Here is a 16,302-nt window from a genome sequence, read left to right on the forward strand (position 1 = left end):
TCCGGAACTAGGTTGCCGTCACCGCCACTCGCGCAGGGTTTTCTCCACCCGTCGCGCGCCAACCCATTGGGGGGTTGTTCCATGCGCATTCCCAGTACCTTCAGATCGGCCGCGTTAGCGGCCGCAGTCTCGCTGGCCGGCTCGGCCCTGGTCTTCACCGGTTCGTCGGCGCCGGCCGACGACAAGAACAACAACCAGTCCGGCTGGGTGGGCAGCTGGTCCACCGGGGTGGTCAAGCCGGAGTCCACCGGGTTCACCGCCACCGGCCTCACCAACCAGAGTGCCCGCTACGTGGTCCGGCCGTCCGTGGGGGGCGACAAGGTCCGGATCCGGTTCACCAACGTCTTCGGTGACCGGGCGGTGCAGATCGGCGCCGCCACGGTCGCGTTCGGCAACACCGCGACTCCGGTGCAGTCCGACATCGACCCGGCGTCCAAGCGCACGCTGACCTTCAACGGCGGCTCACCGACCGCGGTGATGAACAAGGGCGCCGAGCTGCTCAGCGACCCGGTCACCCTGAAGGTGCCGGACCTGAGCACGCTGGTGATCAGCGTCTTCTACCCGACCGCGACCGGCCCGACCAGCTGGCACGCGGCCGCGAACCAGCAGAACTTCTTCGGTCCCGGTGACCTGACCAACTCCACCGACGGTGCCGACTACCCGACCATCCGGCCCTGCTGCTGGACCTTCCTGTCCGGCGTCGACGTGCTGACCGACAAGCCGGAGGGCTCGATCGTCGTGCTCGGCGACTCGATCGCCGACGGCCTGCTCAGTACGGCGAACGCCAACAACCGCTGGCCCGACCAGCTCGCCGAGCGGCTGGTCGCCGAGCGCGGGAAGCGGGCACCCGGCGTACTGAACGTCGGCGAGGCCGGCAACCGGCTGCTGCAGGACAGCAACGGCCTGATCCTCGGCGGCCCGAGCGGCACCGAGCAGCTCGGCCTGAACGCGCTGGCCCGGCTGAACGAGGACGTCTACCCGCAGACCGGCGTCCGGACCGTGATCACCCACCTGGGTGTGAACGACATCTGGATGAACGGCGCCAGTGCCGCCGAGATCATCGCCGCCCTGAAGCAGATCAACAGCCAGCTGCGGCAGAAGGACCTCAAGAGCATCGGTGCCACCATCACGCCGTACGGCGGCTTCACCACGCCGGGCGGCTGGACGGCGGAGAAAGAGGCGACCCGGGTCGCGGTCAACACCTGGCTGCGCACGCAGCGCGACTTCGACGGCGTGATCGACTTCGACAAGGCGTTGCGTGACCCGGCGGCGCCGGAGAAGCTGCTGCCCGCCTACGACGGTGGCGACCACATCCACATGAGCGACGCCGGCTACCAGGCGATGGCCAACGCGGTCCCGCTGCAACTGGTCCGGTGAGCCGCTGACGACCACCGCCGCCGATCAGGTACTCCGTCCGTTTCCCTCCTCGGAGGAACTGGCGGCGGCGCGGCGGTGGTCACCGCTCCGAAGCGGCCGGGCTCGAGCCACTGAGGCTCGGGCCCGGCCCACACTCCTGTCTCGGCGCCGCCGGCCGGCCGGGTTCGTCGTCGGGACGAAGCAGATGTGAAAGGCAAGAGACGATGTCATTGGATCCTCAGGTCGAGCAGTGGCGTGCCAAGCGGGCGGCCGACAACGCGCCGCAGCTCTACACGCAGACGCTGGCCGAGGCGCGCGCTGCCGACCTCGCCTCCATCCAGGCGGGCGGCGGCGAGGTGGAGCCGGTCTACCATGTCCGCGACCTGACCATGGAGGAGTCCGGCATCCCGCTGCGGATCTACCGGCCGGCCGGAGACGGGCCGCTGCCGACGCTGGTCTACTTCTTCGGCGGTGGCTGGACTCTCGGCAGCATCGAGACCTCCGACGGTGTCTGTCGGCGGCTGGCCAATCTCGTGCCCTGCCAGGTGATCACCGTCGGCTACCGGCTCGCGCCGGAGAACCCATTCCCCACCGCTGTGCACGACTGTCATCGCGCTACCCAGTGGATCGCCGCCCACGCGGTGGAACTCGGCGTCGACGTAGCGCGACTCGCGGTCGGCGGCGACAGTGCCGGTGGCAACCTCGCTGCCGCAACCACCTTGCTGGCCAGGGAATCCGGTCCGGCGCTCGCCGCCCAGCTGCTGGTCTATCCCAACACTCTCTACGGCTCGGACACCGCTTCCATGCGGGCCGGTGACGACCCGTTCCTCTTCAACCGCACCTCGGTCAACTGGTACTGGAAGCACTACCTGACAGACGATGCCGATGGCACCGATCCGCTCGCCTCGCCGCTGCTCGCGGCCTCGCACGCCGGCCTGCCGCCCGCGCTGGTGATCACCGCGGAGCATGACCCCCTGCGGGACGAAGGCGAGTTCTATGCCGAGAAGCTGTACGCCGCCGGCGTGCCCACCGAGTTGGCCCGGTACGACGGCATGGTCCACGGCTTCTACACCATGTCAGGCGTGCTGGACGGTGCCCGCAAGGCGCTGACCGACTCCGCCGCCTGGCTTCACAAGACCTTCGACGATGCCTGAGGCGTTCACCGACTACGAGGGGCTCGCTGCCGGCGTGCTGCCTGCCGCCGTCCGTGACTTCGTCGCGGGCGGCAGTGGGACGGAGACAACGCTGGGGCTGAACAGGACCGCACTCGACGCCGTCACCTTGATGCCTCGGGTGCTCGCCGGCGTCGCGAGTGCGGATACTTCATGCCAGTTGGTGAAATGTGCCGCTTCGATGCCGGTGGCGGTAGCCCCGATGGCGTACCAGCGGCTACTGCATCCGGAGGGAGAGCTGGCGCTGGCGCAGGCGGCTGCGGCGGCGGGAGTTCCCTATGTGATCAGCACCTTGAGCAGTCGTCCCCTGGAAGAGATCGCCAAGGTCGCATCATCGTGGTTCCAGCTGTACTGGTTGCGGGACCGGGTGATGATCGAGTCACTGGTCGAGCGCGCCGAAGCGGCCGGCTGCGAGGCGTTGATGGTGACGGTCGACGTTCCGGTGATGGGCCGGCGTCTGCGGGACGTGCGGAACTCGTTCGCGCTGCCGGCCGACGTGGTGGCGGCCAACCTCGTCGGTGGGGTGAGCGAGGCGCACGTCGGCGTACCGGGGTTGTCTGCGGTTGCCGCCCACACGGCCTCGGCGTTCGAGCCCGCGGTCTCGTGGGCCGACCTCGAGTGGTTGAAGACCAGGACGAACCTTCCCTTGCTGGTGAAGGGGATTCTCGATCCCCGGGACGCCGTGCGCGCGACGCAGGTAGGTGCCGACGGCATCGTCGTCTCGAATCACGGTGGACGGCAACTCGACGGAGCAGTGGCCTCGATCGACGCCTTGCCGGCGGTGGTCGATGCCGTAGGCAAGGAATGTTCGGTGCTGCTGGACAGTGGGATCCGGAGCGGGACCGACGTACTGCGGGCGCTGGCGCTCGGCGCGTCCGGCGTACTGGTCGGGCGTCCGTTGCTCTGGGCACTGGCTGTCGATGCTTGTGAGGAAGCGTTCGACCTGCTGCGGCGAGAGGTGGCCGATGCCATGCTGCTGGCCGGCTGCGCGGACCCCGCGGCCGTCGCACGACTCACCACGGGGAGGGCCTGATGGCTGATCTGAACCTGACGAACCTGCACGGTTCGCTCACCGACCGCGCGCTGAACTCGATGAACTTCCTCAACGAGGTGGCCAACCACTACCCCGACGCGATCTCGCTCGCCGCCGGCCGGCCGTACGAGGAGTTCTACGCGCTCGAGGACCTGCACGGCTACCTCGACACGTTCGCGCGGTACCTGCGCGACGACCTCGGGTACGACGAGGCGGGGGCGCGGCGCGCGATCTTCCAGTACGGCCGGACCAAGGGCATCATCCACCCGCTGGTCGCGCGCAACCTCGCCGCCGACGAGGGGATCACGGTCGATCCCGAGGCGATCGTCGTGACGGTGGGCTGCCAGGAGGCGATGGTCCTCGTACTGCGTGCGCTCCGCGCCGATCCGGCCGACGTGCTGCTCGCCGTTTCCCCGGCGTACGTCGGAATCACCGGCGCCGCGCGAATCGTCGACCTGCCGGTGCTGCCTGTTGCCGGCGGCAACGAAGGGGTTGATCTGGAGGATCTCGTCGCCGTCGCCAAGCGGGCACGCGCCGAAGGTCTCCGGCCACGAGCCTGTTACGTGATGCCCGACTTCGCCAATCCCTCCGGTCTCAGTCTGGAGCTGGAGACCAGGCAACGACTCCTGGAGATCGCTGCTCAGGAAGACCTGCTGCTGCTGGAGGACAACCCCTACGGGCTGTTCCCCGCGGCCGGGGTCGAGCGCCTGCCGACCTTGAAGGCGCTCGACACCGGGCGGCGGGTGATCTATCTCGGATCCTTCGCGAAGACCGCGCTGCCGGGTGCCCGGGTCGGCTACGTGGTGGCCGACCAGACCGTCGCGGCGCCGGACGGGACCGTGAGTCTCCTCGCCGACGAACTCTCCAAGATCAAGAGCATGCTGACGGTCAACACCTCCGCGGTGGCCCAGGCGGTGATCGGCGGCAAACTGCTGCAGAACGACTGCAGCCTGGTCGCCGCCGGTACTCGCGAGCGCAAGATCTACGCCGAGAACCTGCGCGCGATCACCGACGGCCTGGCCACCCGCTTCCCCCGCGGCGAGGTCAGCTGGACGATCCCCTCCGGTGGGTTCTTCGTCGTCGTCACCGTTCCCTTCGCGGTCGACGACGCGTTGCTGGCAAGATCCGCGCAGGAGTACGGCGTGCTCTGGACCCCGATGCACCACTTCTACGACGGAGACGCCCCGGTCCACGCCTTGCGGCTGTCCTGCAGCGCGGTCACCCCGACGCAGATCGACACGGCCCTCGACCGCCTGTCCGCGTTGATTCACGACCAGCTCCGGCAGCAGCCAGGTGACACCGCGACGACGCTATAGTCGCGCGGTCTCGATCGAGACAGCTCGTTTTCCCTGGAGGGGGACTCCTTGATGAAACTGCAGCGCTTCGCGTTCGCGCTGGCCGGTGCCGGTCTGTTCGCCGCCACCGCCGTCTCCGGTTCGGCCGTCGCGGCCGACCCGAAGCCGTCGCCGGCGGTCAAGCTCGCCAAGTCGAAGGTCGCCGCGGCGAAGTCCTCGGCGGCGGAGCTCTGCTACAGCTGGGCGGGCTGGGTCGATCCGGCCGGCGCCCTGCAGTCGGCCGAGATCTACCCTGGCAAGCCGCCGACGTCGGCACCGTCGCTCGGCTTCAAGTTCGTCGGCGTCCGCGCCTCCGGCACCTGGTACGGCGCCTTCGACGCGTCGGACCGCCTCTACTTCTACGGTCTGTTCCTTCAGGGCGGGAACCTGTACCGGCATGCGACCACCGTCTCCGACGCAGGCGTGATCACCCCGAAGGCGACCAAGGTCGGTTCCGGCTGGACCAGCTTCAAGACCATCGCGACCTCGAACTACAGCATCGCGCAGCCGCGGCACACCCACCTGTACGCCCTGAACGCCAACGGCAGCCTGTACCGCTACTCGCAGGTCGGCACCGCCTTCAGAGCACTCGGCTCGTTCCCCGGCTTCAAGTCCTTCAAGGCGATGACCGTGATCAGCGAGACCGCGACGTACGACACGTTGCTGATGACCACGACCGCCGGCGCGATCTACACCGTCCGGATCCCCGTCGCGGCCACGGCCAAGCCGGCCCTCAAGCTGATCCGCAGCACCGGCTTCGCGCCGTACGAAGCCCTCACCGCCCACACCTGCGGCACCCGCGGCGGCTCCCTGATCCTCGGCATCGACCACGACACCGACTCGGCTTTCCAGTACGCCTTCAGCAAGGCGAACGGCGCCGCCACCGCGATCACGGCGTACGGCAAGGCTCCGGATGTCTTCAACGGGACTACTACCGCGCCGTTCACGACTCATTACGATCAGTTGGTGGGGGAGTAGGGGTCGTCCCGCCCCCGCGGGGAGACCGGGGACACCTGCGCTGACCGGTCAGGTTGCTCAACCGTTTCGGGGAGGGCCTTGTCCCGTGAGTCAGAGCTTCCGGAGCCGCACCCAGCGGACCGCGTGATCCGTGCCTTTGCGGAGTACCAGCGTCGCGCGGGAGCGGGTCGGCAGGATGTTCTCGCGGAGGTTGGGGCCGTTGATGCCGTCCCAGAGGGACTCGGCCTTGGCGACGGCTTCCTCGCGGCTGAGTTCGCCGTAGCGGACGAAGTACGACTCGGGGTTGCGGAAGGCCGTCTCCCAGAGTTTGAGGAAGCGGTGCACGTACCAGCTGCGGATGTCGGCGGCCGCGGCGTCGACGTAGACGGAGAAGTCGAAGAAGTCGCTGACCGCCAGGCCGCTCTTGCCGTCGGCGTGCCGGGGGGCCGGCTGGAGCACGTTCAGGCCTTCGAGCAGCAGGATGTCGGGTTGCTCGACGGTGGTGCGGACGCCCTGCATCCGGTCGTAGTGCAGGTGCGAGTAGACCGGCGCCTCGACGTTGTCCATGCCGGACTTCACCTCGACCACGAACCGCAGCAGCGACTTGCGGTCGTAGGACTCCGGGAAGCCCTTGCGCAGCATCAGGCCGCGGCGTTCCAGCTCGGCGTTCGGCCAGAGGAAGCCGTCGGTGGTGACCAGGGCGACGCGGGGGTGCTCGGGCCAGCGGGCCAGCAGTTCGCGCAGCAGCCGGGCGGTGGTGGACTTGCCGACGGCAACCGATCCGCCGATGCCGATCACGAACGGAGTGCGGGCCGCGGCCGGTTTGCCCAGGAACGCCTCGGTGTCGGACTGCAGCGCCCGGGCGTGCCTCACGTAGAGTGACAGGATCCGCGACAACGGCAGGTAGACCTCGCGGACCTCGTCGATGTCGATCTCGTCGCCGAGACCCCGCAGCCGCTCGATCTCCTCGGCCGTCAGCGGTGACTCGGTCGTCTCGGCCAGTTGGGCCCAGGCGGCGCGGTCCAGCTCGGTGTAGGGGGTCACCTCCCGCGACGGCTGCAGCATGGGGCCCATTCTTCCCACACCCGGCGGGGATACGCTGACCGGCATGTGCGGCAATGAGACTGTGGGTGTGGCAGTTGTCACACACCGGGCCCGATGATCATCGGAGTGGGCATCGACGTGGTGGACGTCGAGCGGTTCATGAAAACCCTCGAACGGACCCCGTTGCTGCGTGCTCGCGTCTTCACCGAGGCCGAGGCGAAGAAGCCGCCGGCCTCGCTGGCGGCCCGGTTCGCGGCCAAGGAAGCGCTCGCCAAGGCGCTCGGCGCCCCGGCCGGGATGCACTGGCACGACTGCGAGGTGTGGACCGACGACACCGGCAGGCCGTGGCTGGAGATCACCGGGACGGTCGCCGACCAGGCGGCTCGTCTCGGGGTACAGAGTCTGCATCTGTCCCTGAGTCATGACGCCGGCATCGCGTCGGCGGTCGTCGTCCTGGAGGGTTGAGATGCGTCGCGCCCACACCGTCGAGCAGGTCCGCGCGGCCGAGGCCGAGCTGATGGCGAAACTCCCGGCCGGCACCCTGATGGATCGCGCCGCCACCGGTCTCGCGGTTGCCATCAGCAACTTCCTCGGCTGCACGTACGGCGCCCGCGTGGTGCTGCTGGCCGGTTCCGGCGACAACGGCGGAGACGCCCTGTACGCCGGAGCGAAACTGGCCCGCCGCGGCGCGCAGGTCACGGCGGTGCTGCTCTCGGAGAAGTACCACCAGGAAGGGCTCGAGGCGCTGCTCGCGGCCGGCGGCCGAGTTGCCTCAGACAACGGTGAAGGTGAGCCCGGCTTCGAGCGGGTGATTGTCGGTGCTGACGTGGTGGTCGACGGGATCGTCGGAATTGGCGGCCGGCCGGGGTTGCGGGGGCGGGCATCGGCCTTGGCGCGGGCGACGGAAGAGCACGGTGTGCCGATCGTTGCCGTGGACATGCCTTCAGGCGTTGACGTCGACACCGGCGAGACGCCCGCCGAGTACGTCAAGGCGGCACTCACCGTCACCTTCGGCACCCACAAGATCTGTCACCTGATCGACCCCGCAGCCGAGGCGTGCGGCCCGGTCCACCTCGTCGACATCGGACTCGACCTGCCCCCGGCGGCCGTAGAGTCGCTCCAGACAGCAGACGTGCGAAACCTGTATCCCACGCCGACCGGCGAGTCCGACAAGTACTCGCGCGGTGTGCTCGGCCTGATGGCCGGCTCGGCGCAGTACCCCGGTGCCGCGGTGATCGCCACCTCCGGCGCGCTGGCCGGGCCGATCGGCATGCTCCGGTACGTCGGTCCCGACGCCGTCGCGGCAGCCGTGCGGGCCGAGCACCCCGAGGTGGTGGCCGGTGAAGGGCGAGTGCAGGCGTGGGCAATCGGCTCCGGCCTGGGGGACGAGCTGGACCAGGGCAAGGTCAAGGAACTCCTGGACGCGGAAGAGCCCGTGCTGCTCGACGCCGACGGGCTGAAGGCGCTCGACGACGCCGGTGACCACGTCGGCGTCCTGATCACCCCGCACGCCGGTGAGCTCGCCCGCCTGCTCGGCGTCGAGCGCTCCGTGGTCGAGGCCGAGCGGCTCGAGCATGCCCGCCGGGCCGCCGAGCGTTTCGACGTCACGGTCCTCCTGAAAGGCTCGACCACCGTCATCGCGGCTCCTGACGGCCGAGTGCGCGTCAACACGAACGCCGGCGCTTGGCTGGCCACTGCCGGCGCGGGCGACGTACTGGCCGGGCTCTGCGGCGCGCTCCTGGCGGCCGGCCTCAACCCGTTCGACGCCGCCTCGGTCGGCGCCTATCTCCACGCGGCCGCCGCCAACCTGGCCTCCAACGGCGGCCCGATCACGGCGATGCAGGTAGCTGCCCACGTCGCGGAGGCGACGCGTCAGGTCTTGCTCGAAGAGTGAACCGCCGGGTAGGACGGAGGTGCCAGCGCCTCCACCGCCCGAGGAGATCCGCAGATGAAGCGCATTCTCGTCCTGTTCGCGACCGTCCTGCTCGTCGCCGCCGGTCTGCCCGCGACGACCGCCGAAGCTCACCTCGGTACGCCGTACGTGGCGGACCGGGCGACCAAGATCGACGTGATGGGGGAGTGGGCGCATCCCGACGACGACACCAGCATCATCGGACCCTGCGGTGTCTGGCACCAGCGGTACGGCACCAAGTGCGGGATCATCATGGTCACGCGCGGTGAGGGCGGCGGGAACTCCGCGGGCAACGAGCTCGGTCCCGCGCTCGGGTTGCGCCGGGAGAACGAGGACCGGGTCGCGCATTACCGCTCCGGCACGGTCGACATCTTCAACCTGGACCGGGTGGACTTCTTCTACAACCAGAGCGCGCCGCTGACGCAGTACTTCTGGGACGAGGAGGAGACGCTGCGCCGCGTCACCCGGGTGATCCGGACCACGCAGCCGGAGATCTACCTCGGTTTCACTCCGACCCTCAACGCGGGACACGGCAACCACCAGCAGGCCGGCCGGCTGATCTGGGAAGGCGTGCTCGCCGCCGCCGACCCGACGAAGTTCCCCGAGCAACTGGAGGGGAAGAACGCGCTGAGTACCTGGCAGGTCAAGAAGGTCTTCTCGGGCGGCAGTACGGCGGGCACCGGCGGCACCACCACGGCGGCGAACTGCACCACCGGCTTCACCCCCACCGGCCTCGACACCGTGGCAGGAGTCTGGACCGGCTACGACTCGCCGTACAAGTGGCCTGCCGGGAACCTGCAAGGCAAGCCGGCAGGCGAAGCGAAGAGCTGGCAACAGGTCGCCGACGAGGGCCGCGCGGCCTATCCGACGCAGAGTCGCGTGATGTACAAGGGGGTTTCGGCTCCTGCCTGCCCTCGTTTCGGGATGACCCGGTCGTTCGTGCCGTTCCAGCCCAACAGCAGCCCCGCGGCCGGTCTCGACGACGCGATCCTGTTCGGCGCGACCAAACCGGATCCGGGCGGTCTGCCGATGGGCACGCTGGAGTACCTGACCTTCTCCCGCTTCTCCAACGTCGCCGGCGAACCCTTCCAGGCAACCCTGCACCTCCAGGGGTCGCTCCAGCCGGGCAAGGCCGAACTGACCGTGCCGCCGGGCTGGACCACCGACGGACCGAAACAAGTGGGCAGAGTCAACGGCAGCAAAGCGGTGACCTTCACCGTCACCCCGGCCGCGACGGCGGCCGTCAACCAGAACTTCAAGATCTCCGCCCTCTTCACCAGCGGCACGAAGACCGGCTACACCGACAACGTGGTCCGCATCGTGCCGCCGGCCGAAGGGCGCTTCCAGCGCTGGGGCAACTGGCAGGAGTACGACGAATGGCTCGCCACCACAGCACCCGAAGCGACCAGGCTCGGGCGCTCTGCGGCGATCCAGTCGATGCCGGTCGGCAGCACGCTCACCCTGCCGGTCGTGGTTCACAACTGGTCGAGCCAACCGCGCAGTGGCACGGTCGGCCTCACCCTGCCGGCCAACTTCACCGCTGACGCCACCACCAAGCCGTACGGCGTACTGCAGCCGGGCGCCGAGACCACGGTGACGTTCCAGCTCACCAATACCGACACGGCCTTGCCGGCCTCGCAGAACGTGCAGCTCCCGATCACGACGGACGAGAGCAGCGAAACCCTGACGCTCTCCCTCGTTCCGGCAACGGCGATCGCGCGAGCCCCGGCGGCGCCGATCGTCGACGGCAAGGCTTCGGCAGGCGAGTACCCCGGTGCGACCCTCGACCTCGGCCGCATCTGGCAGGGCGCGAACTCCTGCACCGGCGTGGACGACTGCGGTGTCTCACCGACCGGCGAGGGCAGCACCGCGAAGGTCAGCTGGGCCGGCGACGCGCTCTACTTCTTCGTCCACGTCCGCGACGACTTCCAGTCCTACGCGGTCACCCCGCAGGAATGCGTCGGACACTGGCAGGCCGACTCGGTCGAGATCCTGCTCGATCCCCGGGGCACCGCGTCGCAGGTGCTCAAGGACACCGCGAACACCTTCAAACTGGGCGTCTTCCCCTTCACCAACGATCCGGCCAACGGCAACGGCCCTTGCTGGGAACGCGATGCCGACAACCACCAGGGCTACTCGTCCGGTGCGCTCGACACCGGCAACGCCCCCGGGGTGCAGGTCGCGACCACCGCCAACTGGGTCGGCAGCAACGAAACCACCACCCCGCACGCGTACGCCGGTGGCGGCTACGACCTGGAGGTGAAGATCCCGCTCGCCGCGCTGCCCGCCGCGGTCGATCCCGCCAAGCTCGGGCTGAACATCACGCCGTACGACAACGACGACACCTCGGCAGCCGGTACGACGACGCTGCGGCACATCGACATGAGCACCCGGCTCGGCTGGTCGGCGCTCGGCTCGGTCCAGTCCGATCCGTACCGCTGGGGTCGAGCGACCCTCACCGGCTATACGCCGCCCGCCGATCGCCCGACCACTCCGGCACCGCCGAACGTGTCCAATCCGAACCTCAACGGCGCGTTGTCACCCCAGACGATCGCGCAGTCGGCGCGCAGCGGCGTACCGATCTCGGGCCGGGTGCCGACCACCGACCTCAAGATCCTGTACGCCGGGCTGAACCGCACCTCGCTCGACCTCTACACGCTGGCAGGCACCCCGGGAACGGCGAGACTGTTTCTGTGGAGCGGTCCGGTCGACGCGATCCCCGTCTACACGACCAGTTGCTCACCGGCAGCCGATCCAGCGCCGGACTACGGTCTGACCCCCTGCGCCGTCACCGATGGCGGCTATCCGCCTTGGTCGCCGGACATGAGTGGCCATGTGGTCAAGCAGACCAGCCGGCAGTTGACTCGTGGGGTGAAGCACTTCTCCGTGCCGTTGACGGCCGCGCAGCGAGCTCGGCTGGCAGCGGACGGCCGGTTGCTGCTGTCCTTCGAGACACCGCGGAACGAGGTGCAGGCTTTCGACGTACGGCTCAGCCGGCGGTGAAGTCCAGGCCGTTGCCGTCTGCAGCGCGAAGCTGCAGACGGTCGGCTTCGATGGTGTAGGTCAGTTCGCCCTGGAGAACGGCGAGAATGCTTCGCTCGAGCTTGCCGACGTCGCCGCTGCAGCCCTTGAGAGTCATACCGAGTTCGCCGATGGTCACCTTGTTGCCGGTGCGGGCGACCATCCCCTCGAAGGAGTTGCAGCCGGTCGAGCCGGTGATCCGGGCACCCCCGATCGTGAGGTGAGCCCGGTCGGCGCCAACCGTGTGCGATGCGGTTCGGCCGGAAACCACGGTCTGCAGGGTCCACCTGGTCCCGTCGAGCGCCTTGTCCGGCTGCGCGGTCTGCTTGTCCTGCAGGACGAGCGTCGTCCCGCCTCGGGTGAGCGTGAGCTTGTCCGCGTCGAGCTTCCAGGCCGGCCTGTCCTGCAGCAGTGTGGACAGCCACTCGTCCTGCGCGTGCCGGGCGGGATCGCAGCCCAGTTCGGTGCCGCCGATGGCGTTGACCGTCAGCTTGCCGTCCGTGGTGGAAACCTGGCCACCGAGCGAGTTGCAGCCGGCTGCCGCGAGCACGTCGCCGCCGCGGAACTGCAACTGGAGCCGGGTGTTCGGTGCCAGCTCCTTGGGTTTGCCGTCCTCGGTCACCGAGACGGACAGGAACGTCTTGCCGTCGAGCGATCCGCTGCCCGGCCCACCGCCCGGCCCGCTGCCTGATCCGCCGGGGCCCGACTCACTGCCACAGGCGCTCAGCAGCATCAGCCCGGCCGCTGCCGCAACCACCATTCGCATCGTCACACTCTATGGACGCCGCCCCGCAGCCTGGCGTTGCAGTCAGTCGCGAAGATGCCCGGCCAGTACGTCGGCCGCGCGGGCCACATCATCGGCAGTGGTGCTGAGATGGAACGCGAGCCGGAGCCGGCCGGCCCGGACCGCCGCGACGATGCCCGCCTGCTCCATCAGCGCCGGGACCTTCTCGTCGGCCTCGGCGGACACGATCGCCGACGAGTACGGCGCCAGGCCGACGGCGGAGCGGAAGTCGGCAGCGAGTCGGGTGTTGTGGGCGTGGATCGCGTCGACGCCGACGTCGCGGAGCAGTTCGAGGGCCGGCGCGGCGGCCACCCAGGAGTGCCAGACCGGCGAGACGTTGAAGCGGCGCGCGTCCTCGGCCAGCCGCAGGGGAGAGCCGTAGATGCTGGTCCAGGGTGACGCACCGGCGTACCAGTTGGCGTTGATCGGGGTCAGCGTGTCGATGAGGTCGGGCTGCACGGTGAAGAAGGCGGTGCCGCGGGGCGCGAGCAGCCACTTGTACCCGCCGGCGATGGTGAACGCGTACTGCGAAGCATCGATCGGCAGCCAGCCGATCGCCTGAGTGGTGTCGAGCAGCACCCGTACGCCGGTCGCCCGCAGCGCCGCGAGGTCAGCCACCCGCCCGTCCGAGGACTGCACCGCCGAGACCGCGACCAGAGCCGTGTCCGCGCGCACCTCGTCGGCGAGCCGTTCCAACGGCACTTCCCGAATTCGGTGGCCGTGGGCGTAGAACGGAAAAGTCAGGCTGGTGAATTCACCCTCCGCGATCAGGATGTCGCAATCGGTGGGCAGCGCGGCGGCGACAATTCCGGCGAACACCGAGACCTGGCTGCCGACCGCGATCAGCTCCGGCGCGACCCCGGCCAGTTCGGCGTACGCCGCCCGCGCCCGGCCGAGGGGTTCGTCGTAGCCGACCGCGCTGACGGTTCCTGCCTGCCACCCGGTCAGCGCATGCTGCAAGGCGTTCCAGCTCGCCCGTGGCGGCAGGCCGAAGGTCGCGGTGTTCAGGTAGATGCCCGCTGGGGCGAACTCCTGCTGGGCCAGTCGGATACTCGTCATGCCTCCACCCTCGCCCCGGCCCACCGCAAGCGGTAGACCGTCCTGCTGAGGGCCGGTCAAACCGGTGCTTTGGGTCGATGAACTCCCGGAGAATTGTTGCCGGCGCTGGTTTCCGCGGCCGCTCCGTAGCACCATGCTCCTCGGTGGGATCACCTTTTTTTCTCTAGGGGGGAACAAACCTGTGGCACTTTCCAGAGTGCGCCGGCGGATCGTGGCAGCAGCGCTGCCCGTTGCCGTCCTGACGGCGATGGCGGGCCTGTCCGGCACCGCGAACGCCCTGTCGACCGATGTCGTCATCTCTGCCGTCTACGGCGGCGGTGGCAACTCGGGAGCGGTCTTCAAGAACGACTACATCGAGCTCGCGAACCTGACCGGCAGCCCGGTCAGCGTGGCCGGCTGGAGCGTTCAGTACGCGTCCGCGGCGGGCGTCGTCTTCCAGACGACCCCGCTGAGCGGAAGCATCCCGGCAGGAGGCAAGTACCTGGTCCAGCAGGCCGCGGGCGCGGGCGGCACGGTCTCGCTGCCGGCTCCCGACGCGACCGGCTCGATCCCGATGTCCGGCACCTCGGGCGTGGTGGCCCTGGTGACCAGCACGAACGCACTGAGCGGCTGCGGAACCAGTTGCGCGACCGCTCCGAACGTCAAGGACCTGATCGGCTACGGCGCGACCGCGAACGTCGAGACGACCGCGGCGCCCGGCCTCAGCAACACCACGGCCAACGCCCGCACCGGCGCGCTGATCGACACCGACAACAACGCGGCCGACTTCAGCTCCGGCGTACCGAAGGCGACGAACTCCGCCGGCGTGACGGTCAGCGCGGGCGACCCGGGCGATCCCGGTGACCCGACGCCCGGAACCACCCGCATCCACGACATCCAGGGCGCCGGCCGGATCTCGCCGATCGTGGGCCAGAACGTCACCAACGTCCCCGGCATCGTGACGGCGGTCCGGGTCACCGGCAACTCGCGCGGCTACTGGTTCCAGGACCCGAGCGCGGACGCCGACCCGCTGACCAGCGAGGGCTTGTTCGTCTTCACCGGCTCCACCACCCCGGCGGTCGCCGTCGGTGACTCGGTGCTGGCGACCGGACGGGTCACGGAGTACCGGCCGGCCTCGGGCGCCCAGGCGCTCACGGAGATCGGCGGCACGGTCAGCACGATCAAGCTGACCAGCGGCAACGCGTTGCCGGCCGCCGTACCGGTGGTGTTCCCCGACCTCTACACCAAGACCGGCGCGCTGGAGTCCCAGCCGCTGGAGCCGTCGAGCTACGTGCTCGACTGGCTCGAGGCGCACGAAGGCACGCGGGTCACGCTGGCCCAGAACACCCGTCTGGTCAGCCCGGTCAACACCGAGTTCGGCGAGCTCTGGGTGACGCTCAAGCCGAACCAGAACCCGTCACCGCGGGGCGGCACCGTCTACAAGTCGTACGACGATCCGAACAGTGGCCGGCTGTTGGTGCAGGCGCTGAACGGCGCACCGGCGGCCAACGTCGGCTCCACCCTGGCAGCGGGCACCACCGGCGTCATCGACTACCAGTCGTTCGGCGGCTACGTGCTGCAGGCCAACCAGCTCGGCGTGATCACCGAGGGCGGCCTGAAGAAGCAGAAGGTACTCCCGCCGAAGAAGGCCGGTGACCTGTCGATCGCCACCTACAACGTCGAGAACCTGGCCTTCACCAACCCGGCCGCCAAGTTCGCGAAGCTGGCCCAGGCGGTCGTCAGCAACCTCGGCTCGCCGGACATCCTCGCGCTGGAGGAGATCCAGGACAACAACGGCGCCACCAACGACGCCGTCGTCGCGGCCGACCAGACGATCGGGAAGTTCACCGCCGCGATCCAGGCGGCCGGCGGACCGGCGTACAGCTGGCGCTCGATCGACCCGAACGACGACACCGACGGCGGCCAGCCGGGCGGCAACATCCGCCAGGTGTTCCTCTACAACCCGGCCCGGACGACGTTCGTCGACCGCGCGGGCGGTGACGCGAACACCGCCGTCTCGGTGGTCCGTGCCCGGCCGACCAGCAACCAGGTCGCGCTGTCGGTCTCACCCGGCCGGATCGCCCCGGGCAGCGACGCCTGGGACTCCAGCCGCAAGCCGCTGGTCGGCGAGTTCCTGTTCGACGGCAACAAGCAGCTGTTCGTGGTCGCGAACCACTTCAACTCCAAGGGCGGCGACCAGCCGCTGACCGCGGCCGTCCAGCCGCCGGTGCGCAGCAGCGAGGTCCAGCGGCAGCAGCAGTCCGCCGAGGTGCACGACTTCGTCAAGGAACTCAACGACAAGAGCGCCGGCCGCGCCCGGGTGGTCGTGCTGGGCGACCTGAACGACTACCAGTTCAGCCCGTCGATCCAGACCGTGACGGGTGGCGGCAGCCAGCTGAAGACGCTGATCGACACGCTGCCCGCCGACCAGCGATACAGCTACATCTTCGACGGCAACTCGCAGGTGCTCGACCACATCCTGGTCAGCCCGGCGATCAAGGGCTACTCGTACGGCGTGGTGCACATCAACGCCGAGTTCGCCGACCAGGCCAGCGACCACGATCCGCAGATCGTCCGCATCCTGACCGGTTGTGACACCGACCCGCTGCCTGCTCGCTGCCTGCCCGGCAGCCCGGTGGTGGACGAGTAGA

12 protein-coding genes are annotated in these 16,302 nt (G+C 69.2%); 9 read left to right on the top strand and 3 right to left on the bottom strand.

What is annotated here, in order from left to right:
- Positions 1-81: 81 nt before the first annotated feature.
- The 5 genes from OX958_RS06505 (at position 82) to OX958_RS06525 (ending at position 5,873) form a co-directional block, all read left to right on the top strand.
- Entirely contained in the window at positions 82-1,377 is a 1,296-nt protein-coding gene (locus tag OX958_RS06505) for an SGNH/GDSL hydrolase family protein (RefSeq protein ID WP_270136246.1), read from the top strand.
- Positions 1,378-1,580: 203 nt separating this feature from the next.
- Complete coding sequence (locus OX958_RS06510; RefSeq protein ID WP_270136247.1) at positions 1,581-2,510, top strand: alpha/beta hydrolase; 930 nt, start codon at positions 1,581-1,583, stop codon at positions 2,508-2,510.
- Positions 2,503-3,561, top strand: a complete 1,059-nt coding sequence (locus OX958_RS06515; RefSeq protein ID WP_270136248.1) for an alpha-hydroxy acid oxidase — start codon at positions 2,503-2,505, stop codon at positions 3,559-3,561. Before OX958_RS06510 ends, OX958_RS06515 begins: the two co-directional genes overlap by 8 nt.
- The gene (locus tag OX958_RS06520; protein ID WP_270136249.1) at positions 3,561-4,877 is read left to right on the top strand and encodes an aminotransferase-like domain-containing protein; all 1,317 of its coding nucleotides are present in this window, start codon (positions 3,561-3,563) and stop codon (positions 4,875-4,877) included. Before OX958_RS06515 ends, OX958_RS06520 begins: the two co-directional genes overlap by 1 nt.
- A gap of 51 nt (positions 4,878-4,928) precedes the next feature.
- Positions 4,929-5,873 (top strand): hypothetical protein, encoded by a 945-nt coding sequence (locus OX958_RS06525; RefSeq protein ID WP_270136250.1) that lies wholly within the window; start codon positions 4,929-4,931, stop codon positions 5,871-5,873.
- Positions 5,874-5,963: 90 nt separating this feature from the next.
- Here the strand turns inward: OX958_RS06525 and coaA are convergent, their stop codons facing one another.
- Positions 5,964-6,917, bottom strand: coding sequence for a type I pantothenate kinase (gene coaA, locus OX958_RS06530; protein ID WP_270136251.1), 954 nt, complete (start codon positions 6,915-6,917; stop codon positions 5,964-5,966).
- A 93-nt stretch (positions 6,918-7,010) separates the two neighbouring features.
- Here coaA and OX958_RS06535 point away from each other — a divergent pair, with 93 nt between their 5' ends.
- Genes OX958_RS06535 through OX958_RS06545 form a run of 3 tightly spaced genes read left to right on the top strand, consistent with a single transcriptional unit; the run spans position 7,011 to position 11,811 of the window.
- Positions 7,011-7,361, top strand: a complete 351-nt coding sequence (locus tag OX958_RS06535) for a holo-ACP synthase (RefSeq protein ID WP_270136252.1) — start codon at positions 7,011-7,013, stop codon at positions 7,359-7,361.
- 1 nt (position 7,362) lies between these two features.
- Positions 7,363-8,790 carry an NAD(P)H-hydrate dehydratase gene (locus OX958_RS06540; RefSeq protein ID WP_270136253.1) on the top strand — a complete coding sequence of 476 codons (1,428 nt, stop codon included), beginning with the start codon at positions 7,363-7,365 and terminating at the stop codon, positions 8,788-8,790.
- Between the two features lie 54 nt (positions 8,791-8,844).
- Positions 8,845-11,811: a sugar-binding protein gene (locus OX958_RS06545; protein WP_270136254.1), complete on the top strand. Its 2,967-nt coding sequence runs from the start codon at positions 8,845-8,847 to the stop codon at positions 11,809-11,811.
- Here OX958_RS06545 and OX958_RS06550 read toward each other — a convergent pair.
- A complete protein-coding gene (locus tag OX958_RS06550) occupies positions 11,798-12,595 on the bottom strand; it encodes an META domain-containing protein (RefSeq protein ID WP_270136255.1) in 798 nt (265 codons plus the stop codon). The two genes, OX958_RS06545 and OX958_RS06550, sit on opposite strands and share 14 nt — an antisense overlap.
- Before the next feature lie 42 nt (positions 12,596-12,637).
- The gene (locus tag OX958_RS06555; RefSeq protein ID WP_270136256.1) at positions 12,638-13,672 is read right to left on the bottom strand and encodes an aminotransferase class V-fold PLP-dependent enzyme; all 1,035 of its coding nucleotides are present in this window, start codon (positions 13,670-13,672) and stop codon (positions 12,638-12,640) included.
- 181 nt (positions 13,673-13,853) lie between these two features.
- Between OX958_RS06555 and OX958_RS06560 the strand changes: the two genes are divergently transcribed.
- The gene (locus tag OX958_RS06560; protein ID WP_270136257.1) at positions 13,854-16,301 is read left to right on the top strand and encodes a lamin tail domain-containing protein; all 2,448 of its coding nucleotides are present in this window, start codon (positions 13,854-13,856) and stop codon (positions 16,299-16,301) included.
- The last annotated feature ends 1 nt before the right edge of the window (position 16,302 follow it).

Origin of the sequence: Kribbella sp. CA-293567, assembly GCF_027627575.1 — a bacterium.
Classification (GTDB): domain Bacteria; phylum Actinomycetota; class Actinomycetes; order Propionibacteriales; family Kribbellaceae; genus Kribbella.